We start from the raw sequence: 20,670 nt of genomic DNA, 5'->3' as shown, positions 1-20,670 counted from the left end.
GGTGGATGCCTTGGCGCTGAGAGGCGATGAAGGACGTGGTACGCTGCGATAAGCCGTGGGGAGGTGCGAACAACCTTTGATCCGCGGATTTCCGAATGGGGAAACCCACCTTCGATCTCTGTTATTCCGAAGATGCGTTTTTGGCTGCACAGGTCAAAGACGCTTTCATGATGTTCCTCGACGGATCGACGAGCTTGGTTCCTTAGCGTCGCGTAGCGACGCTAGGAGCGAATGCGACGCCGAGCCAATGCGAGGGGCGCGCCGCTTGCGGCGCAATCAAGAACATCATGTCTTTGGACTAACAGAGATCATGAGAAGGTATTTGTGACTGAATCCATAGGTCACAAAAGCGAACCCGGTGAACTGAAACATCTAAGTAACCGGAGGAAAGGACATCAACGAGACTCCGTTAGTAGTGGCGAGCGAACGCGGACCAGGCCAATGCTTTCAGTCTTCCAACTCGAACCGATTGGAAAGTCGGGCCATAGCGGGTGACAGCCCCGTAGGGATTTCGAAGATTGAGAGATACGAGTAGGGCGGGACACGTGCAATCCTGTCTGAACATGGGGAGACCACTCTCCAAGCCTAAGTACTCCTCAGCGACCGATAGTGAACAAGTACCGTGAGGGAAAGGTGAAAAGCACCCCGACGAGGGGAGTGAAACAGTCCCTGAAACCGGATACCTACAAACAGTCGGAGCCCGCAAGGGTGACGGCGTACCTTTTGTATAATGGGTCAGCGACTTAAAGTAACGAGCAAGCTTAAGCCGGTAGGCGTAGGCGCAGCGAAAGCGAGTCTGAACAGGGCGTTCAGTTCGTTGCTTTAGACCCGAAACCGAGTGATCTAGCCATGAGCAGGTTGAAGGTGCAGTAACATGCACTGGAGGACCGAACCGGTGTCTGTTGAAATAGACTCGGATGACTTGTGGTTAGGGGTGAAAGGCCAACCAAACTCGGAAATAGCTGGTTCTCCGCGAAAGCTATTTAGGTAGCGCCTCGCAATTATTCTCCAGGGGGTAGAGCACTGGATGGGCTAGGGGGTCCCACAGACTTACCAAACCCAACCAAACTCCGAATACCTGGAAGAACTATGCGGGAGACACACAGTGGGTGCTAACGTCCATTGTGGAGAGGGAAACAACCCAGACCAACAGCTAAGGCCCCCAATTCGTGGCTAAGTGGGAAAGGATGTAAGAATCCCAAAACAACCAGGAGGTTGGCTTAGAAGCAGCCATCCTTTAAAGAAAGCGTAACAGCTCACTGGTCTAAATAAGGGTTCTCGCGCCGAAGATGTACCGGGGCTCAAGCCACGAGCCGAAGCTTTGGGTTCATCCGCAAGGGTGAGCGGTAGCGGAGCGTTCCGTAAGCCTGTGAAGGGACAGTCGTGAGACATCCTGGAGGTATCGGAAGTGCGAATGCTGACATGAGTAACGAGAAACACTGTGAAAGACAGTGTCGCCGAAAGTCCAAGGGTTCCTGCGTAAAGTTAATCTTCGCAGGGTTAGCCGGTCCCTAAGGCGAGGCCGAAAGGCGTAGTCGATGGGAACCACGTTAATATTCGTGGGCCAGCAGGTGGTGACGCGTGGGGTATATTGTCTGGACTTACTGGATTGTCCGGGCAGTGAACTCGCGCCAGGAAATAGCCCCTGCATCAGACCGTACCCGAAACCGACACAGGTGGACTGGTAGAGTATACCAAGGCGCTTGAGAGAATGACGTTGAAGGAACTCGGCAATTTACCTCCGTAACTTCGGGATAAGGAGGCCTTCGGTTTGGGCAACCAGATCGGAGGGGCACAGACCAGGGGGTGGCAACTGTTTAACAAAAACACAGGGCTCTGCGAAATCGCAAGATGACGTATAGGGTCTGACGCCTGCCCGGTGCCGGAAGGTTAAGAGGAGAGGTTCACGCCTTGAATTGAAGCCCCGGTAAACGGCGGCCGTAAATATAACGGTCCTAAGGTAGCGAAATTCCTTGTCGGGTAAGTTCCGACCTGCACGAATGGCGTAATGACTTCCCCGCTGTCTCCAACGTCAGCTCAGTGAAATTGAATTCCCCGTGAAGATGCGGGGTTCCTGCGGTCAGACGGAAAGACCCCGTGCACCTTTACTGTAACTTTGCATTGGCATTCGTGTCGGCATGTGTAGGATAGGTGGTAGGCTATGAAGCATGGGCGCCAGCTCGTGTGGAGCCACCCTTGAAATACCACCCTTATCGTCATGGATGTCTAACCGCGATCCGTCATCCGGGTCCGGGACAATGCATGGTAGGCAGTTTGACTGGGGCGGTCGCCTCCCAAAGAGTAACGGAGGCGCGCGATGGTGGGCTCAGACCGGTCGGAAATCGGTCGTCGAGTGCAATGGCATAAGCCTGCCTGACTGCGAGACAGACAAGTCGAGCAGAGACGAAAGTCGGTCATAGTGATCCGGTGGTCCCGAGTGGGTGGGCCATCGCTCAACGGATAAAAGGTACGCCGGGGATAACAGGCTGATAACCCCCAAGAGTCCATATCGACGGGGTTGTTTGGCACCTCGATGTCGGCTCATCACATCCTGGGGCTGGAGAAGGTCCCAAGGGTTCGGCTGTTCGCCGATTAAAGTGGTACGTGAGCTGGGTTCAGAACGTCGTGAGACAGTTCGGTCCCTATCTGCCGTGGGTGTAGGAGAATTGAGGGGATTTGTCCCTAGTACGAGAGGACCGGGATGAACATACCTCTGGTGGACCTGTTGTGGCGCCAGCCGCAGTGCAGGGTAGCTATGTATGGACGGGATAACCGCTGAATGCATCTAAGCGGGAAACCCACCTCAAAACCATTTCTCCCTCGAGAGCCGTGGAAGACGACCACGTTGATAGGCCGGGTGTGGAAGCAGGGCGACCTGCGTAGCTTACCGGTACTAATCGCTCGATTGGCTTGATCGCTCTCATTTATCAACGCCCATCCCAAAAACGCTTGTCCCCGAAAAGTGCGCAGCGGTTTTCGGATCAGGACATGCGCAAAAGATGGATGATGGAAAGACAAAGCGCTCCGCGCTCATTTGCTTCGATGTGTTTCGCCGGCCTGGTGGCCTTCGGCGAAGCGATCAGACCCGATCCCATCCCGAACTCGGCCGTCAAACGCTTCCGCGCCAATGGTACTATGTCTCAAGACCTGGGAGAGTAGGTCGTCGCCAGGCCTGCCAAACACATCGCACCCACTCCTCTTCCGATCCCAAACAAAAGCGCCGCTCCAAAAAAGCGGCGCTTCTCGCTTGTCGCGGGGTGGAGCAGCCCGGTAGCTCGTCAGGCTCATAACCTGAAGGTCGCAGGTTCAAATCCTGCCCCCGCATCCAAGCCGACGTCTCCCCGGAAGATCCCGTAATAAAAAGCTTTTTCGTGGCTCCGCGACAAAATGCGCAGGGCTTTGGGAGCGCTGCAGCAAAAATCGGCTTGACACTTGTGCAATGCAGCAATACAACAGTGAGACGACAGCGAGATGGTTCTCGCTTTCGTAGCCCTCCTTGGGCGTTTCCTCCCTTGACTTGGGCCGCTGGCTTTCCGGCGGCCCCTTTTTTTCCGGGTTGGACATCCACTCAGCTGATGACGTGAAAAAAGGTCCCCGAGACCGAGCCCGCGCGTAGCCCGGCGGGCGATTGCGCGGAGGAATAGGGATCGCGCGCCAGCGCGAAAGCGTCGCCATGTTCTCGCGTGACCGTAGCGTAGTGGAATTCATGGCCGCGCAGAACGCGTCCTTTCGGCCCGAGGCAGTGATCCTCCGCCGCAAGAGTTGCGATCCTGTATCCAAGATGGAGCTTGCGGCTGGCGAAGCTCGTCTCGAGTTCGAGCAGTCCCGCCATCCGATGGGCGCGCCCGTCGGCGTCGGTGAGAACCCGCCCCAGAACCATATAGCCGCCGCACTCGCCGTGGATCGGCTTGGTTTGGGCGAAACGGCGCAGGCCAGAGAGAAAGTTTTCCGCCTGTGCGAGCGCTCCGGCATGGAGCTCCGGATAGCCGCCGGGAAGCCAACAGAGGTCGGCGTCATTTGGCGGCGGCGCGTCGGCGAGGGGGGAGAAAAAGACAAGCTCCGCGCCCTGTGCGCGCCAGCTCTGCGCGTGATGGGGATAGAAAAAGGAAAAGGCGGCATCGCGCGCGACGGCGATTCGCTGCGCCGGCGGCTTTGGCGCGGCGGATGCGTCAAACACGGCCGGCGCGCTTGCCGCGGCTTTGACGATCGCAGCGACGTCGACATGGGCTTCGACAAAATCCGCGAGAGCGTTTAGCCGCGCATCCAGCCCTTCCGTTTCTCCCGCTTGCACGAGCCCCAGATGCCGCTCCGGCAGCTTGACGGCGTCGTTGCGGGGCAGGGCGCCGAAAAGCGCAAGCCCAAGCGCCGCTACGCTCTCCGCCACCAGACGGCGATGCCTGTCGCTCCCAAGCCGATTGGCGACGACGCCGGCGATTTTCACACGCGGGTCGTGAGAGGCGAGGCCGCGTATGACCGCGCCCGCCGTCTGCGCCTGGCCGGAAGCGTCATGCGCCAGCAGCACCGGCCAGCCGAGCAGCGCGGCGATATCCGCGCTTGCGCCCGTGCCCGCGGCGCCTTCGGGCGCGCCGTCGAAAAGGCCCATCGCCCCTTCGGCGATGATGATGTCGGCTTCCGCGCCCGCTTTTGCGGCAAGCGCCGCGATCAAGCCGGGCTCCATCGCCCAGGAATCGAGATTGATCCCTTCGTGCCCCGTCGCGGCGGCGTGAAAGGCCGGGTCGATATAGTCCGGTCCACATTTCACGGCGGTCACGCGCATCCCGCGCCGCGTCAGCGCCCGCATCAGGCCGAGCGCGAGCGTTGTCTTGCCCGAGCCCGAGCGCGCCGCCGCGATCAATATGCCTGGCGCGCTCATACGCCGCCTCGCGGCCGGAAGCGGCGATCGTAGCCGGCGTCGTAAAGGGCGCTTTCTCTAAACTCTTCGGCCGCGAGCGCGGGGCCCACGAGGATCAGCGCCGTGCGCTCGATCGGCGCCTCGGCGACGCGGGCTTCTATATCCGCGAGCGCGCCTTTGATGATCGTCTCGTCGGGCCAGGACGCGCGATAGACCAGCGCGACGGGGCAGTCGGCCCCATAGAAGGGCGTGAGCTCCTCGACGACGCGGCCGAGAACGTGAATGGAGAGATGAATTGCGAGCGTGGCGCCGGACTGCGCGAAGGTGGCGAGCTTTTCACGCTCCGGCATGGCCGAGGCGCGCCCGGACGTGCGGGTGAGCACGACAGACTGCGCCACTTCCGGGAGCGTCAGCTCGCGCCCGAGCGCGCTTGCCGCAGCCGCGAAGGCGGGTACGCCCGGCGTCATCGTATAGGGGATGCCGAGCGCGCGCAGGCGGCGCGTCTGCTCGCCGACGGCGCTCCAGATGGAGAGATCGCCGGAGTGCAATCGCGCGACATCGCGCCCGGCGTCATGTGCGGCCTTCATTTCCGCAATGATGTCGTCGAGCGAGAGGGGCGCCGTGTCGACGATGCGCGCGCCCGCCGGACAATGGGCGAGCACGCCGGCCGGCACGAGCGAGCCGGCATAGAGACAGACAGGGCAGCGCGCGATGAGATCGCGGCCGCGCAGCGTGAGAAGATCGGCGGCGCCGGGGCCGGCGCCAATGAAATGCACGGTCATTCTCTTTCCTCGGCGCTGATGGCGAGCGCGCAGGCGACGTAAGGCGTGGCGACGCGCGGCCCCAAGAGGCGGCTTCCGGGGCCTGCTCCGACGAGCGCGGCGGCTTCGGCGACGCTGCCCACGCCGAACATCGCTTGCACGCGCGCCGAATGGGTGGGCGCCGCGCCCTTGCGCGCTTTCAAAGCGTCGAGCGGTAGAAAAACAAGCGCGACGCCGAGCGCCTTGGCCGCTTCGTGCAGGCTGGGCTCATCCGCTTTGCTTTCCAGTGTGCAGAGCGTGATGTCGGACAGCGGCGCGCCATGCTGGGCGGCGACGGCGCGCACGAGATCGATGACAGCCTCGGCGGCGACGCCGCGGCGGGCGCCAATGCCAGCAGCATATTTCATGGTTTCACCGCGCGCCATTGCAGCACCGCCATGGCGGGATCGAGCGCATGGAAGCGGCCGACCGGCCGGGCGCGAGAAATCTGCACATGTGTGAGGTCGCCGCCTTTGGCGTCGAACGCCTGCGTGAGCAATGCCTGTGTCTCCAATGTCACGCCGTTGACGACGATCCTGCCTTGTGAGGGAAGCGCGCGCCAGGCGGCCTCCACCGTTGCCTCATTGGCGCCGCCGCCGATGAAAACGGCGTCGGGCGTGCGAAGGTCTTGCAAGGCCTGCGGGGCGGCGCCTTTCACGATTTCCAAATCCGGAACGCCCAAAGCGATTGCATTGCGCGCGATGCGGGCGGCGCGCGTTTCGTCGCGCTCCAACGCAATGGCGCGGTTCGATGGATCGCTCAGCATCCACTCGATGGAAATCGAGCCCGAGCCGGCGCCGATATCCCATAGCGTCTCGCCCTTGCGTGGCGCCAGTGCAGAGAGCGTCACGGCGCGGATCTCACGTTTTGTGAGCTGGCCGTCGTTTTCGAACCAATCGTCCGGGAGGCCGGGCGCGCGCGGAACGATGCGCGCGGCGGGGTCTGCGACGACATTGATCGCGACAGTGTTGAGCGCCGCGATGTCTTGCAGATTGAATGTGTCTGCACGCGTCTCGCGAATGCGTTCCTTCTGGTTGCCCAGGCGTTCGAGCACGAAGAGTCGCGAAGCGCCCATGCCGAGCTTTGTCAGATGATCAGCGAGACGCCTCGGCGTCGTTTCATCCCATGACAGCGCAATGATGCGCGCGCGCGGCTGGAGATTGGGCGTGATGCGCTCGAAGGCGCGGCCATGCAGCGAGACCAGCGCACAATCTTGCTGGCTCCAATTGAGCCGCGCGGCGGCGAGAGAGAAGGCCGAAGGCGAGGGGATGCAGAGGATTTCGTCGCGCGAAACGTGACGCGAGATGAGATCGCCGACGCCATAGAAGAATGGATCGCCGGAAGCGAGCACGACGACCGGCGCGCCGCGCTGCGCCAATATAAGCGGCATGGCGTCCGTGAGCGGCGAGGGCCATTGCAGGCGCTCGGCCTTGCTTTCACCGACGAGCGACAAGTGGCGCGCGCCGCCGACAATAAGCGTCGCTTGCTTGATCAGCGTGCGTGCGGCCGGCGCCAGCGCCTCGACGCCATCTTCACCAATGCCGATGATGGAGAGCCATTTCTCCATTCACTCGGCCTTTCGCGACGTATAGACCCAGTCGCGCGCGCCGTCGCGCGCGATGCGCTTTGTGCCGCTCGCGCCGATGACGACGAGCGTCGACATGTCGATCAGCGACGTATCCGCTTCGTCGAGGCGCGTGAGAATGATCTCTTCCTTTTCGCGGCCTACCGACTTCGCAAAGCTCACCAATGTCTCGCCGGGAAGGAAGCGGCGCAGCAGCGCAAAGGCGTCTATGATACGCGTCGGCCGCGCGCGCGAAGCCGGGTTGTAAAGCGCGATGACGAAATCGCCGCGCGCCGCATGTTCCAGCCGCTTCTCGATCACGCTCCAAGGCTTGAGATTGTCGGAAAGCGAGATGGCGCAGAAATCATGGCCGAGCGGCGCGCCGAGACGCGCGGCGGCCGCCTGCATCGCTGAGACGCCCGGCAGCACGCGAATATCGAGATTGCGCCATTCCTTCGGACCGTGATCGACAGCCTCGAACACCGCCGCCGCCATGGCGAAGACGCCTGGATCGCCGCCCGAGACGACTGCGACGACGTGCCCTTGCGCGGTTCGCGCGAGCGCCTCGCGGGCGCGGTCGATCTCGACGCGATTGTCGCTTGCGAGCCGCGTCTGTCCCGGCCGCTCGGGCACGCGGGCGACATAGGGATCGTAGCCGATAATGTCTTGCGCCTGCGCGAGCGCTTCTTGCGCTTCCAGCGTCAGCCATTTCTCATCGGCCGGCCCGAGGCCGACGATATAGAGAAGCCCGCTCATGGTCGGCGGCCCTGGCCGGGCACGAGCGCCATGGCGAAATAGGGCGCATCGTCGTCGCGCTTTTCTGCGAAGGGCATGATCTTCTCGCCTGCCATGGTTCCCCGCTCGACGTAAATGGCGTGCGAGATAACGCCTGCGCGCGTCATGGCGCGGCGCAATTTTGGGAAGTTGCCGCCGAGCTTCATGACCACGGCGGCGTCTGTCGCAGCAAGACGCTCAACAAGCGCGTCTTCATCGAGCGTCGCGGGCATGACGGTGAGAATGTCGTCGCCCCATGTCATGGGTTGGCGGGCTGCGGCGAAACAGCCGGACATGCCGGAAACGCCTGCGCAGATCTCGACGCGAAAACGCTGCTGAAGGCGCGTGAACAGATGCATGAAGGAGCCGTAAAGCAGCGGATCGCCTTCGCAGAGCAAAGCGACGTCGTGGCCCTGTTCGAGCACTGTGGCGAGGCGCGCCGCGCTTTCTTCGTAGAAACCTGCAAGTGCCGCCACATATTCGGGCGCGTCGAAAGCGATCTCCGTCGTCACCGGATAGAGAAGCGGCAGCTCTTCGCAGCCTTTCGGGAAATAACGCTCCGCGATCGTGCGCGCATGACTCACGCGGCCGCGCTTGGCGAAATAGGCGATGGTTTTGGCTTCGCCGATGAGGCGCGCGGCTTTCACCGTCACAAGCTCGGGATCGCCGGGACCAAGCCCGATGCCGACGAGCGCGCCAAGCTTTGCGGCGCTTTGTTGCGATGTTGCGGGAAGCGCGTTCATTCGGCGTCGCTCGCCAGCGCATTGATGGCGGCGGCGGCCATGGCGCTGCCGCCCTTGCGGCCCTTCACGATCGCGAAAGGAATGCGCCCATCGGCCGCGAGCGCTTCTTTCGATTCAGCCGCGCCGACAAAGCCAACCGGCATGCCGATGATCGCCGCGGGGCGCGCAACGCCTTCGTCGAGCATTTCGAGCAGGCGGAAGAGCGACGTCGGCGCATTGCCGATCGCGACGACGGCGCCATCGAGCCGGTTGCGCCAAAGCTCCATGGCCGCGGCGCTGCGGGTTGTGCCGAGTTCCGCGGCAAGCGCCACTACATTGGGTTCCGCGAGGGTGCACACCACGGGATTATTCGCCGGCAAGCGCGCGCGCGTGACGCCATGCGCGACCATATTGGCGTCGCAGAGAATGGGCGCGCCCTTGCGCAGCGCGGCTTTGGCGTCCGACACAAAGCTTGGCGAGAAGTCGATGTCGTCGGCGAGCTCCACCATGCCGCAGGCGTGGATCATGCGCACGGCGACCTTTTCCTGCTCCGCCGTGAAGCGCGCGAGATTGGCCTCCGCCCGGATGATCGCAAAGGAGCGCTTGTAGATCGCCGCGCCGTCGCGGATGTAACTCAATGCGTCTGACATAGATGTTCCCTTGCGCGCGCGGCGAGCGCGCTTTCGACGGCGTCGATGTCGAGCCCCTTCGATTGTGGCGCGTCGCTCGCGCCGCCTTGGTCGACGAGATCGAAGCGGCCGTCATCGGCGATAAGCGTCACCGGCGCGCCGCCCGGCCGCGCGCAGCCTTTGGCGCAGCCGGAGATATGAAGGCCGACGCCGTCCTTGCCTGCTAGCTTTTGCGCCAGCGGCGCGAGCCGCGCAAGAGCGCCGCGCGTATCGCCGCGCGCCTGCGGGCATTCCGGCGCGCCGGGGCAGGCGACGACGGCGAGGCGCGGGTCTTCATGGGAGACGATAAGATCGAGCGCGCGGGCGGCGGCGACGATGCTTCGCGCCGCATCGCCCGAAACGGCGAGAATGAGAATGGCGCGCCAGGGCGTGAGGCGCAATTCGCCATCCGCTTGCGACGCGGCGAGCGCCGCAAGCTCTTCAAGCTCGCTTGCGCGCCAACGGCCCGACGGCGCGGCGACGCCGGCGAAACAGGCGCCGCCCGCTTCTTGCGCGCCGAGGAAGGGACGTGGCGCAGCGTCACGGCGCGGCAAAAGCGCAGCGACAAGCCCCGCTTCGCTGAACAGGCGAGCAGCCCCAAGCGCTTTGACGAGCCGCCCCATACGGCGGAGCTCGAAGGCGCCGTTGCGGAGCGCCACAAAGGCGCGCGCGAGCTTGAGCGCAGTGACGACGGCTTCTGTTTGACCTACGATAACTGCGAGGTCGTCGGCTCCCGCTACGCTTATCGCAACGCTGTTCAGTTGCGCCGCGGAGAGACGAATATCCGCTTCGACGTTCGACAACGGCAGCGTCCCGCCGTCTATCGCGAAAAGAAATTTGGCGGGGAGGGCGCGCAGCGCCTCATCTGGCTGGATGGCGTCGGCGAGTTCGTGCGCCATTGCATTGGCGTCGTCAGAGAGCGGCGCAGCGATAATATTGGTGACGCGCTCGGCCGCGGCGTCGCGCGGAAGTAGGCGAGCGGCGTCGAGTCTGCGCAGCGCCTCGGGCAAGGTCGCCGCGCTGACGCCTCTGATTTGCAGTTGCGCGCGCTGCGAGAGATCCACAAGGCCATTGCCGCAATCGGCGGAAATCACTGCAATGGCTGCGAGCTGTGTAGCATCTATCCGCGCGCCGACGATCTTCGCGCGGATGAGCAGGCCATCATTGCTCGCCATGGGGGCGTAAGCCCCTGGGCACCAGCCCTTGATTTCAGGCGTCGGCTGCATGGGCCCCTCCGACATTCGTTAGGATGTCGCGCACGCTGTTCCGGCCGGTGCGCCACAGTTGGCGCGAGAGCGCGTCGTTGAAGACATGCGCGATCGCCTCCAGGGCGCGCGGATTCTCGCGCGCGAGAAAGTCGCGCACTTTGTCGTCGCCGAGCGTCGCTGAAAAGGCCAGGTCGAATTGCGCGTCGCTGACGAGCCCGCTCGTCGCCGCGAAGGCGTAGAGATTATCGACGCCTTCCGCGATCTCGGCGCCGCCACGATGGCCATGGCGCATCTGGCCTTCGAGCCAGCGCGGATTGGCGAGGCGCATACGTAGCACGCGGGCGATCTCGTCTTGCAACGGCCGCGCGGTCAGGCGCTCCGGCCGCGTTGCGTCGAGATGCACGAGAGCGGCGTCGCCTCCGAGCATTTTATTGGCCGCCGCGAAGCCGCCTTCGAAATCGGCGAAGGCGGGGCCCGTCAGCACGTCCACCTCCGCCATGTCCTGCGCATGAACATGGGCGTCGGCGCCGGCGACTTGCGCGCTGAACGCGTCATATGCCGGCGCGCTGTCGCCTGTGCGGTCGAGCGCATGGCCGCCCGCTGCAAGATAAGCGCGGGCGAGATCGTCCTGCGACGTCCAATCGCCGCGCAAAATCTTCTCGCTGACGCCGAGCCCGTAGTTGCCATGCGCTGCGCCGAAGATGCGCGTGAGGTCTCGCGCTTCTGTGAGCGGATTGAAACCGGCGTCTTCGTCGAGCACCGCCACGGCGCGCACGGCGTCGTCGAAGAGGGCGATGAGGCCGGGGAACATGTCGCGAAACAGGCCCGAGACATGCAGCGTGACGTCGACGCGCGAAAAATCGAGCTTCGCTTGCGGCAAGATCTCGAAGCCGATGACGCGCGCGCTTTGCTGATCCCATGTCGGTCGGACGCCGAGAAGCGCGAGCGCCTGGGCGAAATCCTCGCCGCCGGTGCGGATCGTCGCACTGCCCCAGAGATCGAGCATGATGCGGCGCGGGAAGTCGCCATGCGTTTGCGCATGGCGCGTCATCACTTCATGCGCTGCGCGCCGGCCGATGTCGAAAGCCGTTTGCGTCGGCGCGTGGCGCGGATCGATGCAGAAAAGGTTGCGGCCTGTGGGGATGACGTCGGCGCGGCCGCGCGACGGCGCGCCGGCGGGGCCGGGCTCGACGAAGCGGCCCGAAAGCGCGTCGAGGAGCGCTTTGCGTTCGCTTAGCCCACAAGCGTTGCGCGTTGCGTCTTCGTCGGCGCGGCCGAAGACATGCAGCCCGTCGCCGATGCGCATTTCCTTCAAATCGCACATCCAGGCGTCGAGTCGCGCCAGCGTTTCGGTGATGTCGGTCTCGCGCGTCACGCCGCATTCCTGCGCGAGCCCGCTGCGTTCGGCTTCATCGAGTATGGCGCCGGCGATGAGGCGCGCGCGACGTGGATCGAGCGACGCTGCGGCCGCATATTCGTCGAGCAGCGTCTCGATCGTCGCAGCGGCGTCGAAGAGCTCGGCCTCGACGAGCGGCGGCGTGAGATGGCCGATGGTCACGGCGCTCGTGCGGCGCTTGGCCTGCGCGGCTTCGCCGGGATCGTTGACGATGAAAGGATAGATGAGTGGGGTAGGGCCCAGCACGGCTTCGGGCGTGCACTCCTGCGAGAGCATCACCGATTTGCCCGGCAGCCATTCGAGCGTGCCATGGGCGCCGAGATGCATCAGCGCATCGATTTTTCGAATGTGGCGCAGCCAGAGATAGAAGGCGACATAGGCGTGGCGCGGCGGCCGCTGCATGTCGTGATAGGTTTCGTAGCGCTCGGCGCGCGCGCCGCGATCGGGCTGCAGGGCGATGACGAGATTGCCGCTGATGAGGCAGGAGAAGCGGAAGGCGTTGCCTGTAACGGCGGGGTCGTCTTGTGGCGCGCCCCACGCGTCGTTGAGAGTCGCAATGAAGCTTGCAGGAAGCGTTTCGAGCAAACGCGAATAGTCGGAGAGCGAAACAGTGATCGTCGGTGCGCCTTCTTCGAGCGCGCGAATGATCGACCGCGATCCCTCCTTCTCCCGCTCGCGGGAGAAGGTGGCCTTTGCGTCAGCAAAGGTCGGATGAGGGCGGCCCTCACCCGACCCCTGCTTACGCAGGGGCCACCCTCTCCCGCAGGCGGGAGAGGGGATTTCCGCGGCGTTCGTGGCGTTGCTCTGGATTGCTTCGCCTTCGGCTCGCAATGACGAAGGATCGTTTAGCGCGTAGCCGGCGTCATGCAGTGTTGCAATAATCTCCACGACGCTCGCTTCGGCGTCCAGGCCAATTGCATAGCCGCTGCGCCCGCGCCTTGCCGGGTAATCGGAGAGAATGAGCGCTAAGCTTTTTTCGGCGTTCGATTTGCGGCGCAGGCGCGCCCAATTCGCTGCGAGTTCTGCGACGAAAGCGATGCGCGACGGCTCCGGCGCATGGCGGGGCTCGTCCAACTCTGCGGCGCCGCGCGGCGCGGTTTCCTTGAAGGAGATGGCCCGTGTGAAGATGCGGCCGTCGACTTCCGGCAGCACGACATTCATCGCGAGGTCGGCGGCGTTGGCGCCGCGCGCGGAGGCTTCCCATGCGTCGCGCGTGCAGGTGGCAAGCGCGACTTGCAGGACGGGCGCGTCGGCGCCGTCGAGCACGCAGCCGGCGTCGCGGCGCGCGGAGAAGGCGGTTGCGTTGAGAATGACGTCGGGCGCGAATGAGTCGAGCGCTTGCGCCACGAAGGCTTCGCTTTCATGCTCCTTCAGACTCGCGACATAGATGGCGTCGACCGCGAAGCCGTGTTCATTGAGCGCGTCGGCGAGCGCGACAATGGGCGCAACGTCGTCGGCGAGATAGAGCGAGCGATAGAAGACGATCGTCGCGCGCGGGGCGCTGACTTCGGCAGCGCGACAGGCTTGGGCGAAACGGCCGGCATTGGCGACCGACATGCTGTCGCGCCAATCGGCGGGGCGTCCGGCGAGTGTCGACGCATAGGCCAGAAACGAGCGGAAATTGTCGGGGCCGCCGTTCTGGAAGTAACGCCAGATTCGGTTCAGTGCCTCAGCGTCGAGCGTCGATGCTTGCGAGAGCCGCAAATCCTCGACCGTGTCGCCCGGCACGATCGCGAGCGCAATATTGTGCGTGCGGGCCAGAGCCTCGAGCTGCTCGACGCCGTAAGCCCAATAATCCTTGCCGCCCAGAAGCCGCACGACGATGAGCTTGGCGTGGCGCGCGACCGTGTCGAGATAGAGGTCGACGGAGTAGGGGTGTTTCAATTGTGCGAGCGACGCACAGCGCAGGCTTGCAAGGTGCTCGTCGCGCGCGTGCAGCCGCGCCAGCAGGCGCAGCTCCGAGTCGGAAAAAGACAGGAAGACTATGTCGGCCGGAGTCTGGCCGAGATCCGTCGCCGCCCCGGCGTCGTCGAGACTATGGAGATCGCGCGGCAGGAGATGCATGGCGCCTCACGGCTGCGCGAGCATCGCGGCGATCGACTCGCGATCGAGTCCCTTTTCGCCGATGACGACGAGACGGCTCGCGCGTTCTTCGCCGGCTTTCCAAGGGCGGTCGAAATGATGCTGAACGCGGGCGCCGACGCCTTGCACGAGAAGACGCATCGGCTTGCCCGCGACCTCGACGAAGCCCTTCACGCGCAGCACGTCATGCATGCGGGCGGCTTCAACGAGTTTCGTAACAAGAGTGGCGGGATCGGAGATCGCGGGAATGCTGACGACAAAACTGTCGAAATCGTCGTGATCGTGTTCGGTCTCGGCGTCGTGATGCGAGGGGCGGTTCGCGAGATCGTCCTCCGCCGCCGCGGCGAGGCCGAGCAGCACGAGCGGATCGACGCGGCCTTCGCGCGCCCGCACGACTTTCACGCTTTCGCGCGCGCCTTGCGTGAGTTGCGCGACGACAGCCGCCTCTTCAGCGTCGTCGAGCAGGTCGGTCTTGTTCAGAATGACGAGGTCGGCGCAGGCGAGCTGATCCTCGAAGACTTCTTCGAGCGGATTGTCGTGGTCGATCGTCTTGGTCTCGGCGCGCTCTTGCGCGATGGCGTCGAGATCGTCGGCGAAACGGCCTTCCGCAACCGCCTTGCCGTCGATGACGGCGATCACGCCGTCGACCGTGAGCTTCGAGCGGATCGCGGGCCAGTCGAAAGCTTTCACCAAAGGCTTCGGCAGCGCGAGGCCGGAGGTCTCGATGATGATATGATCAGGCCGCTTTTCATGCGCGAGCAGCGCTTCGATCGCCGGCACGAAATCGTCGGCGACGGTGCAGCACAGGCACCCGTTCGCGAGTTCGACGATATTCTCCTCCGGGCAGTTCTCGACGCCGCAGGCGCGCAAAATGTCGCCGTCGACGCCGACGTCGCCGAATTCGTTGATGACAAGCGCCAGCCGGCGGTCGCGGGCGTTCTCCAGCACATGGCGGATGAGCGTCGTTTTGCCGGCGCCCAGAAAGCCGGTGACGATGGTCGCGGGGATTTTGGCGGCGCTCATGCGGCCTCCGTTTCGTCGCGCGAGATGAGACGCCAGGCTAGCCCCCCCAGCGCGCCGGCGAGCACCCAGCTCGCCGCCTGCACGGTAAGCGACGCCGCCGCGAAGCGCGCGGCAAGCTCCGCGGGGACGGTGCTTTCAGGCGTGGCGGCCGTCGGCCAGAAGAAATGCGGCGCGACGATCAGCGCGGCGCCGAAGACCTTGGCGGCGGGCGCGTCGAGGCGCAGCAGAGCGAAAAGCCCGGCACCCGTCGAGGCGGCGGTGGCGAGCCACCAGATCTGGCGGCCTGCGAGGGCGGTTTCGGCGGCGCCCGGCAATTGCGGCGCGAGGCCGAGGCTCGTCGCCAATCCGGTGGCGGCGAAGGCGCAGGCGCCCCAGAGCGCGGCGCGGCGTGGGCCGATGGACTCTCCCGAAAACAGCATGCCGGCGAGTAGGATCAGCGCATAGCCGGCGGAGACGGCGATGGTCGCGAGACTTGTCGCCACCGTGCGGCGTAGGCCCTCGAAGGCCGGGCCCGCGGCTTCGGCCGCGTCATGGGCGTGCTGAGCTGCCTCATAAACCTCGGCGGCGAGGATGAGCGGGGTAGTCGTGACGTGTTGCAGACCCGCGACCGCAAGGCCCGCAACAAGGCCAGCGACGAGGCCGGCCGCCAACAGGCGCGCGATCACGGGTCGCGTGAAGGGCGGTCAGTGGCAGGGGAAGGAGAGCGCGTGGCGCGAATCATGCGCCGCGTCGTGCACGGTCTCGGAGTTGGCGAAGCCCGCGCCATAGACGAGGCCGAGGCCGATGATGAAAGCGACGAAAGCAGCCTTCAGCGTCTCCGCGCGGGAGACGGAAATCGAACGAATGGCGGCGGTGTTGGTCGTCATCAGGGTCTCCCTGCCGCCCCACCGGCGGCGCATTATTCAGACAAGCGACGGCAGGTCTCCTGGCTTCCGGGTTCCATCCGCGCCGCCTTCCCAAGCTTTTGGCTCAGTGGCCGAAGGCGCGGCCTTCCCGGTTACAGTTGCGGGGGCAGCCGCGGTTTTGGGGACTCCCGCACCGCGTTCCCTTTTCGCCTTCTTGCGAAGGACCGTCGCACTCAGTCATATGCGCGCGTCACGTTTACGTCAAACGCCAAGGAGCGCGTTTTGAAAGAAGAGCAGGAAAAGGACGCGGCGCGCCGCCATCGCGAGAAGATGGAAAAGCGCAAGGCCGTGCAGGACGCCGAGGTCGTCGGCAAGACGATCGCGCAAAAGGGCCTGCTGATGGTCCACACCGGGCCGGGCAAGGGCAAGTCCACGGCGGCCTTCGGTCTGGCGCTGCGCGCGCTCGGCCATGGCTGGAAGGTTGGCGTCGTGCAATTCGGCAAAGGCGCCTGGCGGACGGGCGAGCGTGAGATGCTGGAGAAGCTAGGGGAGGTCTCGTGGCATACGTTGGGCGAGGGCTTCACCTGGGAGACGCAGGACCGCGCCCGTGACGAGGCGGCGGCGCGGCGCGCCTGGGAGACGGCCTGCGCGCTGATGGACGATCCCGAGATTCGCCTGCTGGTGCTCGACGAGCTGAATATTTCGCTGCGTTACGATCACCTGCCGTTAGAAGAGGTGATCGAGAGATTGGCGGCGCGGCGGGAGGGTCTCCATATCGTCGTGACAGGTCGCAACGCCAAGCCGGAGATGATCGCCGCCGCCGATCTCGTGACGGAGATGACCCTGGTGAAGCACCATTTCGCGGCGGGCGTGAAGGCGCAGGAAGGCATCGAGTTTTGAAAAGCTCAGCCGTGGCGGCGCAGCATTCGGCCTACCGCCACGCCTCGCGCATTGAAAAGGAATTGCGGCGCTGAGACGAGGGCGCGCCAGAGCGCGGAAGCTGATTTAGCCACGGGCGTCAGCAATATGCTCGCCGACGAATGTTGGTTGACGCCTTTTTCGTCTACGCCATAGGTCAGGCGCGGGTTTTTCTCCGTGGGGATCTCCAGCGTTCCGAACATCCAGTCCCATACGGCCAGAACACTGCCAAGGTTACGGTTGAAATGCCTCGGGTCGGTCGAGTGATGGATTTGGTGATGGGCGGGACTCAAGATGAGGCGTCCCCAAACACCCGGAAACGGAATCCAGAACTGCGAGTGCTGGAGATGTCCGATCGTCCAAAGAAAGCAGAGGAAGAGGATGTTTTTCCCGTCGACGGAAAACATCTCCGTCTGCCGGTTGAACAGCCAATGCAACGCGCCCGACGCGCCGCCGATGAAGGTCGCGAGCATATATCCGAAGATGACGTTATCGATCGGATGATTTCTGAAGTTCGTCAGAGGCGTCAGAACGTCGGCCGTGTGATGGAGCTTATGAAGCTCCCACAAAAAAGCGACCCGATGCTTGAGATAGTGGTCGACGAAATAGCCAATCTCATAGGCCAGGAACAAGACGACGGTTGTGATCGCCTTGATCTGCAAATCGCTAAGTCCTGTGTCTCCCGCTGGGCCGAACGCCTTGCCGAGAAGGGAATGGACGCCCATCGCAATAGTATTCGAGGAAACGACGAGGCCGCCGATGACCGCCGGCATGAAGATGACGCTCAGGACGAAGAGTTTGATGTCCGCATGAACAGAGTCGCGCGCCGCAAAATTCTTGGAAAAAACAGCGCGCGCGGTTGCCCGCAGATTGGCGCGCCCCCGGCGCCTCAAGCGCCGATAGGCCAATGCGGCGAACCCCAGAGCGAAGGACGACGCCAGCGAATAGACCGAAAAAATCGAGCCTGCCGAAAACAGTTCCGACGAAACTTGCCTTATGGAGAAGCGGATCGCGCTGTTCAGGTCCATTGCAGCTGTCTGGTCGGTAGAGTTCTTTTGCGCGAAGCGTATTCGCAAGGCGCTATGTTGCCAAGGCGTTTTCCCAACGGAGTCATCAGGCTAGCTTTCGCAGATAGCTGCGCAGCTGGACTTTCCGCATGGCTGGCCCGGCTTCGACCAAAACGACGCCAAGCAGGATGAGAACGCAGCCCAGGATAGCCGGGCCCGTCAGGCGTTCGGCGAGCAGCGCCGCGCCCGACAGGGCGGCGAAGACGCTCTCGAGCGACATGATGAGAGCGGCTTCCGCCGGGGGCGTGTATTTTTGCGCGAAGATCTGAAGCGTGAAGGCGATTCCTCCGGAGCAGACGCCGGCATAGAGAATGGCCGGGAACGCCATGGCCAATCCTTCCTGCGAGAGGGGCTCGAAACTGAGCCCGGCCACGACACCGCAGACAGCGGCGAGGCCATATTGCGCGAAAGCCAAAAAGAAAGGCCGGTCGGCGCGCGCGAGGAAGACCGGAACCAGGCTGATCCCCGCCGCCCATGCGATATCGGCGATCAGAACCAAGGCGTCGCCAGCCGTCAGCCCCTGAAAATGTCCCTGTTCCGTCAGGAGCCAGGCGCCCGCGACGCAGACAACGATTGCGGTCAGGACCACGAGTCTCGGCTTGGCTCCGGTGATAATCCAGACGATGAAGGGGACGAAGATCACATAGAGAGCGGTCAAAAACCCGCCATTGGTCGCCGTGGTCGTGACGAGGCCGGATTGTTGCAAAGCAGAGGCCACGAACAGGCAGAGGCCGATCAGGCCCGCGAGGCCCAGATCCTCTTTTCTCAACGGCGGTTGAGCCTTTTTACTGTGCTCGTAGAAAGCCAGCGGCGCCAGCGCCACCCAGGACACCAAAAAACGCGCGCCGACGAAACTGATCGGCCCCATGGCCTCATTGGCGTGTTTCTGCGCGATAAAAGCCGTTCCCCAGATGATCGAAACCGCCATAAGCAATAAATCGGCGCGCATCCGGGTCATAAAGTTCCTTTCGGGAGCCAAAAACGCGGAAGCCGACGCCCGAATAAATCGAGAGCGTCGGCTCCAAATCGATCTGCGCCGTTGCCGGGCTGATCGCTCCCTAACGACAAGACCGGGAGATCAACCCCCGGCAAGTCGTTCAGCAGGGGTATTACTGAATCATGCGCGCGGTAGCGCCGGTGCCGGCGGTGCCGAGAGCTTCGCGGTTGTTGCCCGTGCCGTTGCTGCCCTCGGGGGAGATCCAATCCGGAACCCACGTGAGAGCGACGACGACGAAGCCGACGAAGGCGGCGACCCAGATGAGCATCTTGCCGATGTCGCCGGAGCTGTGAACGTTGACAGCCATGCGTTTTCCCCCTGTTTGTTTTTTTACCAGAATGCTTGCCGCATCGAGGTAACCCTAGCCCGATTCAAACCGCTTGGCAATCTGCGCGAAGAGCGTAATTTTCCGAGCAAAAAATACGAATTTTCGCTATGAAATCAATGTATTAATGTGCGACAACTGGTCGCGGACAAAAAATATTTTCGGCGCGTGGAACCTTCTCCGAGACGCCTCATTTGAACGCCGCCGCAGCTTATTCTCACTCGCGCGCCCGCACCGCCTTGCAAACTCTGCGGCGTTTCCTATTGCTCCCTGCGGGCGCTTCCCCTATAAGCGCGCGCATCCCACAGGCGAAGGTTATGCGGCGTCTGATCCAAGACGTCGTTTCCGGTGGCCGGTTTCCGGCCTCTTCACCTTGCTTTCGCCGAGGCTCAACCGGAGAAAAGTAAAATGGCGCTTCCTGATTTCACCATGCGCGGCCTTCTCGAGGCGGGCGCTCACTTCGGCCACCAGTCGCATCGCTGGAACCCGAAGATGGCCCCCTTTATTTTCGGCGTGCGCAATAACATCCACATCATCGATCTCGCCCAGACCGTTCCGCTGCTGCATCAGGCGCTGAAGACTGTCTCCGACACGGTGGCCAAGGGCGGCCGCGTGCTTTTCGTCGGCACCAAGCGCCAGGCGCAGGATCAGATCGCCGACTCCGCCCGCCGTAGCGCGCAATACTACATCAACTCCCGCTGGCTCGGCGGCACGCTGACCAACTGGAAGACCATTTCGGGTTCGATCAACCGCCTGCGCAAGCTCGACGAGATGCTCTCGGCCGGCGCCCAGGGCGTGACGAAGAAGGAGCGCCTGCTCCTCACCCGCGAGCGCGACAAGCTCGAAAAGGCGCTCGGCGGCATCAAGGATATGGGCGGCACGCCCGACCTGATCTTCGTCATCGACACCAATAAGGAGCAGCTCGCGATCAAGGAGGCCAACCGCCTGAAGATCCCGGTGGTGGCGATCCTCGACACCAACTGCGATCCGGACGGCGTGACCTATCCGATCCCGGCCAATGACGACGCCGGGCGCGCCATCCAGCTCTACTGCGACCTTATCGCCCGCGCCGCGATCGACGGCATCTCCCGCAGCCAGGGCGCGCTGGGCGTTGATCTCGGCGAAGCCGAGGCTCCGGCCGTCGAGCCGGCCGTGGCGGCCGCCGAAGGCGGCGAGGCTTACGAGTCGGCTGAGGTCTTCGAGCTGCTCGCAGCGCCGCGCGGCGCGCCCGACGATCTTGCCAAGCTGAATGGCGTCGGCCCTCAGGTTGTCAAAAAGCTCAACGACGCCGGCATCTATCATTACTGGCAGATCGCCGCGATGACGCCGGCCGACGTCGAAAAGGTCGACGCCGATCTCAAGCTCAGCGGCCGCATCGCCCGCGACGGCTGGGTGGATCAGGCGCGCGCGCTTCTCGCCGCCTAACGAC

Annotated in this window: 17 protein-coding genes, 1 tRNA gene, 2 rRNA genes and 1 riboswitch (1 of these 21 cut by a window edge); of the genes, 5 read left to right on the top strand and 15 right to left on the bottom strand. The window is 63.6% G+C overall.

Features of this window, described 5'->3' with window-relative positions; translation table 11 throughout:
- From OGR47_RS12865 to OGR47_RS12855, 3 genes are all read left to right on the top strand, one after another.
- Window positions 1-2,918, top strand: a 23S ribosomal RNA gene (locus OGR47_RS12865) (it extends 23 nt beyond the left edge of the window).
- Window positions 2,919-3,056: 138 nt separating this feature from the next.
- A 5S ribosomal RNA gene (rrf, locus tag OGR47_RS12860) occupies window positions 3,057-3,172 on the top strand.
- Between the two features lie 79 nt (window positions 3,173-3,251).
- Window positions 3,252-3,328, top strand: a tRNA-Met gene (locus OGR47_RS12855).
- Window positions 3,329-3,568: 240 nt separating this feature from the next.
- On the opposite strand, the gene OGR47_RS12850 is transcribed toward OGR47_RS12855, so the two are convergent.
- From OGR47_RS12850 to OGR47_RS12795, 12 genes are read right to left on the bottom strand one after another with little or no spacing between them, the layout of a single operon-like run.
- A complete protein-coding gene (locus OGR47_RS12850) occupies window positions 3,569-4,873 on the bottom strand; it encodes a cobyrinate a,c-diamide synthase (RefSeq protein WP_165052003.1) in 1,305 nt (434 codons plus the stop codon).
- Complete coding sequence (cobM, locus tag OGR47_RS12845; protein WP_165052001.1) at window positions 4,870-5,634, bottom strand: precorrin-4 C(11)-methyltransferase; 765 nt, start codon at window positions 5,632-5,634, stop codon at window positions 4,870-4,872. The genes OGR47_RS12850 and cobM overlap by 4 nt, the downstream gene beginning before the upstream one ends.
- Window positions 5,631-6,020 carry a cobalamin biosynthesis protein gene (locus OGR47_RS12840; RefSeq protein ID WP_246729682.1) on the bottom strand — a complete coding sequence of 130 codons (390 nt, stop codon included), beginning with the start codon at window positions 6,018-6,020 and terminating at the stop codon, window positions 5,631-5,633. The genes cobM and OGR47_RS12840 overlap by 4 nt, the downstream gene beginning before the upstream one ends.
- Window positions 6,017-7,219 carry a precorrin-6y C5,15-methyltransferase (decarboxylating) subunit CbiE gene (gene cbiE, locus OGR47_RS12835; protein ID WP_165051996.1) on the bottom strand — a complete coding sequence of 401 codons (1,203 nt, stop codon included), beginning with the start codon at window positions 7,217-7,219 and terminating at the stop codon, window positions 6,017-6,019. The genes OGR47_RS12840 and cbiE overlap by 4 nt, the downstream gene beginning before the upstream one ends.
- Window positions 7,220-7,972 carry a precorrin-3B C(17)-methyltransferase gene (cobJ, locus tag OGR47_RS12830; RefSeq protein WP_165051994.1) on the bottom strand — a complete coding sequence of 251 codons (753 nt, stop codon included), beginning with the start codon at window positions 7,970-7,972 and terminating at the stop codon, window positions 7,220-7,222.
- Window positions 7,969-8,733 carry a precorrin-2 C(20)-methyltransferase gene (locus tag OGR47_RS12825; protein WP_165051992.1) on the bottom strand — a complete coding sequence of 255 codons (765 nt, stop codon included), beginning with the start codon at window positions 8,731-8,733 and terminating at the stop codon, window positions 7,969-7,971. The genes cobJ and OGR47_RS12825 overlap by 4 nt, the downstream gene beginning before the upstream one ends.
- Window positions 8,730-9,362, bottom strand: a complete 633-nt coding sequence (locus OGR47_RS12820) for a precorrin-8X methylmutase (RefSeq protein ID WP_165051990.1) — start codon at window positions 9,360-9,362, stop codon at window positions 8,730-8,732. The genes OGR47_RS12825 and OGR47_RS12820 overlap by 4 nt, the downstream gene beginning before the upstream one ends.
- Complete coding sequence (cobG, locus tag OGR47_RS12815) at window positions 9,347-10,606, bottom strand: precorrin-3B synthase (RefSeq protein WP_165051988.1); 1,260 nt, start codon at window positions 10,604-10,606, stop codon at window positions 9,347-9,349. Before cobG ends, OGR47_RS12820 begins: the two co-directional genes overlap by 16 nt.
- Window positions 10,590-14,048 carry a cobaltochelatase subunit CobN gene (cobN, locus tag OGR47_RS12810; RefSeq protein ID WP_165051984.1) on the bottom strand — a complete coding sequence of 1,153 codons (3,459 nt, stop codon included), beginning with the start codon at window positions 14,046-14,048 and terminating at the stop codon, window positions 10,590-10,592. Before cobN ends, cobG begins: the two co-directional genes overlap by 17 nt.
- A gap of 6 nt (window positions 14,049-14,054) precedes the next feature.
- Window positions 14,055-15,089, bottom strand: coding sequence for a cobalamin biosynthesis protein CobW (gene cobW / locus OGR47_RS12805; protein ID WP_165051982.1), 1,035 nt, complete (start codon window positions 15,087-15,089; stop codon window positions 14,055-14,057).
- Window positions 15,086-15,754 (bottom strand): CbtA family protein, encoded by a 669-nt coding sequence (locus tag OGR47_RS12800; RefSeq protein ID WP_165051980.1) that lies wholly within the window; start codon window positions 15,752-15,754, stop codon window positions 15,086-15,088. The genes cobW and OGR47_RS12800 overlap by 4 nt, the downstream gene beginning before the upstream one ends.
- 18 nt (window positions 15,755-15,772) lie before the next feature.
- Window positions 15,773-15,955, bottom strand: coding sequence for a CbtB domain-containing protein (locus OGR47_RS12795; RefSeq protein WP_165051978.1), 183 nt, complete (start codon window positions 15,953-15,955; stop codon window positions 15,773-15,775).
- Window positions 15,956-15,986: 31 nt separating this feature from the next.
- Window positions 15,987-16,178, bottom strand: a riboswitch (cobalamin riboswitch).
- Window positions 16,179-16,264: 86 nt separating this feature from the next.
- Here OGR47_RS12795 and cobO point away from each other — a divergent pair.
- Window positions 16,265-16,834: a cob(I)yrinic acid a,c-diamide adenosyltransferase gene (cobO, locus tag OGR47_RS12790; protein ID WP_246729687.1), complete on the top strand. Its 570-nt coding sequence runs from the start codon at window positions 16,265-16,267 to the stop codon at window positions 16,832-16,834.
- 5 nt (window positions 16,835-16,839) lie between these two features.
- Here cobO and OGR47_RS12785 read toward each other — a convergent pair whose 3' ends face one another.
- From OGR47_RS12785 to OGR47_RS12775, 3 genes are all read right to left on the bottom strand, one after another.
- Window positions 16,840-17,880: a sterol desaturase family protein gene (locus OGR47_RS12785; RefSeq protein WP_165051973.1), complete on the bottom strand. Its 1,041-nt coding sequence runs from the start codon at window positions 17,878-17,880 to the stop codon at window positions 16,840-16,842.
- Between the two features lie 85 nt (window positions 17,881-17,965).
- Window positions 17,966-18,877 (bottom strand): DMT family transporter, encoded by a 912-nt coding sequence (locus OGR47_RS12780; RefSeq protein WP_165051971.1) that lies wholly within the window; start codon window positions 18,875-18,877, stop codon window positions 17,966-17,968.
- A gap of 151 nt (window positions 18,878-19,028) precedes the next feature.
- Window positions 19,029-19,223: a hypothetical protein gene (locus OGR47_RS12775; protein WP_165051970.1), complete on the bottom strand. Its 195-nt coding sequence runs from the start codon at window positions 19,221-19,223 to the stop codon at window positions 19,029-19,031.
- Window positions 19,224-19,649: 426 nt separating this feature from the next.
- Between OGR47_RS12775 and OGR47_RS12770 the strand changes: the two genes are divergently transcribed.
- Window positions 19,650-20,666, top strand: coding sequence for a 30S ribosomal protein S2 (locus tag OGR47_RS12770; RefSeq protein WP_165051968.1), 1,017 nt, complete (start codon window positions 19,650-19,652; stop codon window positions 20,664-20,666).
- The last annotated feature ends 4 nt before the right edge of the window (window positions 20,667-20,670 follow it).

The organism is Methylocystis sp. MJC1, from assembly GCF_026427715.1.
Lineage (GTDB): Bacteria > Pseudomonadota > Alphaproteobacteria > Rhizobiales > Beijerinckiaceae > Methylocystis.
This window is presented reverse-complemented; position numbering and strand designations above follow the sequence as displayed.

What these genes read in the sequence shown, in the direction of transcription:
- OGR47_RS12785 (WP_165051973.1), bottom strand. Translation starts at nt 17,880, where the DNA reads ATGGACCTGAACAGCGCGATCCGCTTCTCCATAAGGCAAGTTTCGTCG.
- cobO (WP_246729687.1), top strand. Translation starts at nt 16,265, where the DNA reads ATGGAAAAGCGCAAGGCCGTGCAGGACGCCGAGGTCGTCGGCAAGACG.
- OGR47_RS12820 (WP_165051990.1), bottom strand. Translation starts at nt 9,362, where the DNA reads ATGTCAGACGCATTGAGTTACATCCGCGACGGCGCGGCGATCTACAAG.
- cobN (WP_165051984.1), bottom strand. Translation starts at nt 14,048, where the DNA reads ATGCATCTCCTGCCGCGCGATCTCCATAGTCTCGACGACGCCGGGGCG.
- cobJ (WP_165051994.1), bottom strand. Translation starts at nt 7,972, where the DNA reads ATGAGCGGGCTTCTCTATATCGTCGGCCTCGGGCCGGCCGATGAGAAA.
- OGR47_RS12775 (WP_165051970.1), bottom strand. Translation starts at nt 19,223, where the DNA reads ATGGCTGTCAACGTTCACAGCTCCGGCGACATCGGCAAGATGCTCATC.
- cobM (WP_165052001.1), bottom strand. Translation starts at nt 5,634, where the DNA reads ATGACCGTGCATTTCATTGGCGCCGGCCCCGGCGCCGCCGATCTTCTC.
- OGR47_RS12770 (WP_165051968.1), top strand. Translation starts at nt 19,650, where the DNA reads ATGGCGCTTCCTGATTTCACCATGCGCGGCCTTCTCGAGGCGGGCGCT.
- cobG (WP_165051988.1), bottom strand. Translation starts at nt 10,606, where the DNA reads ATGCAGCCGACGCCTGAAATCAAGGGCTGGTGCCCAGGGGCTTACGCC.
- OGR47_RS12850 (WP_165052003.1), bottom strand. Translation starts at nt 4,873, where the DNA reads ATGAGCGCGCCAGGCATATTGATCGCGGCGGCGCGCTCGGGCTCGGGC.
- cbiE (WP_165051996.1), bottom strand. Translation starts at nt 7,219, where the DNA reads ATGGAGAAATGGCTCTCCATCATCGGCATTGGTGAAGATGGCGTCGAG.
- cobW (WP_165051982.1), bottom strand. Translation starts at nt 15,089, where the DNA reads ATGAGCGCCGCCAAAATCCCCGCGACCATCGTCACCGGCTTTCTGGGC.
- OGR47_RS12825 (WP_165051992.1), bottom strand. Translation starts at nt 8,733, where the DNA reads ATGAACGCGCTTCCCGCAACATCGCAACAAAGCGCCGCAAAGCTTGGC.
- OGR47_RS12840 (WP_246729682.1), bottom strand. Translation starts at nt 6,020, where the DNA reads ATGAAATATGCTGCTGGCATTGGCGCCCGCCGCGGCGTCGCCGCCGAG.
- OGR47_RS12795 (WP_165051978.1), bottom strand. Translation starts at nt 15,955, where the DNA reads ATGACGACCAACACCGCCGCCATTCGTTCGATTTCCGTCTCCCGCGCG.
- OGR47_RS12780 (WP_165051971.1), bottom strand. Translation starts at nt 18,877, where the DNA reads ATGACCCGGATGCGCGCCGATTTATTGCTTATGGCGGTTTCGATCATC.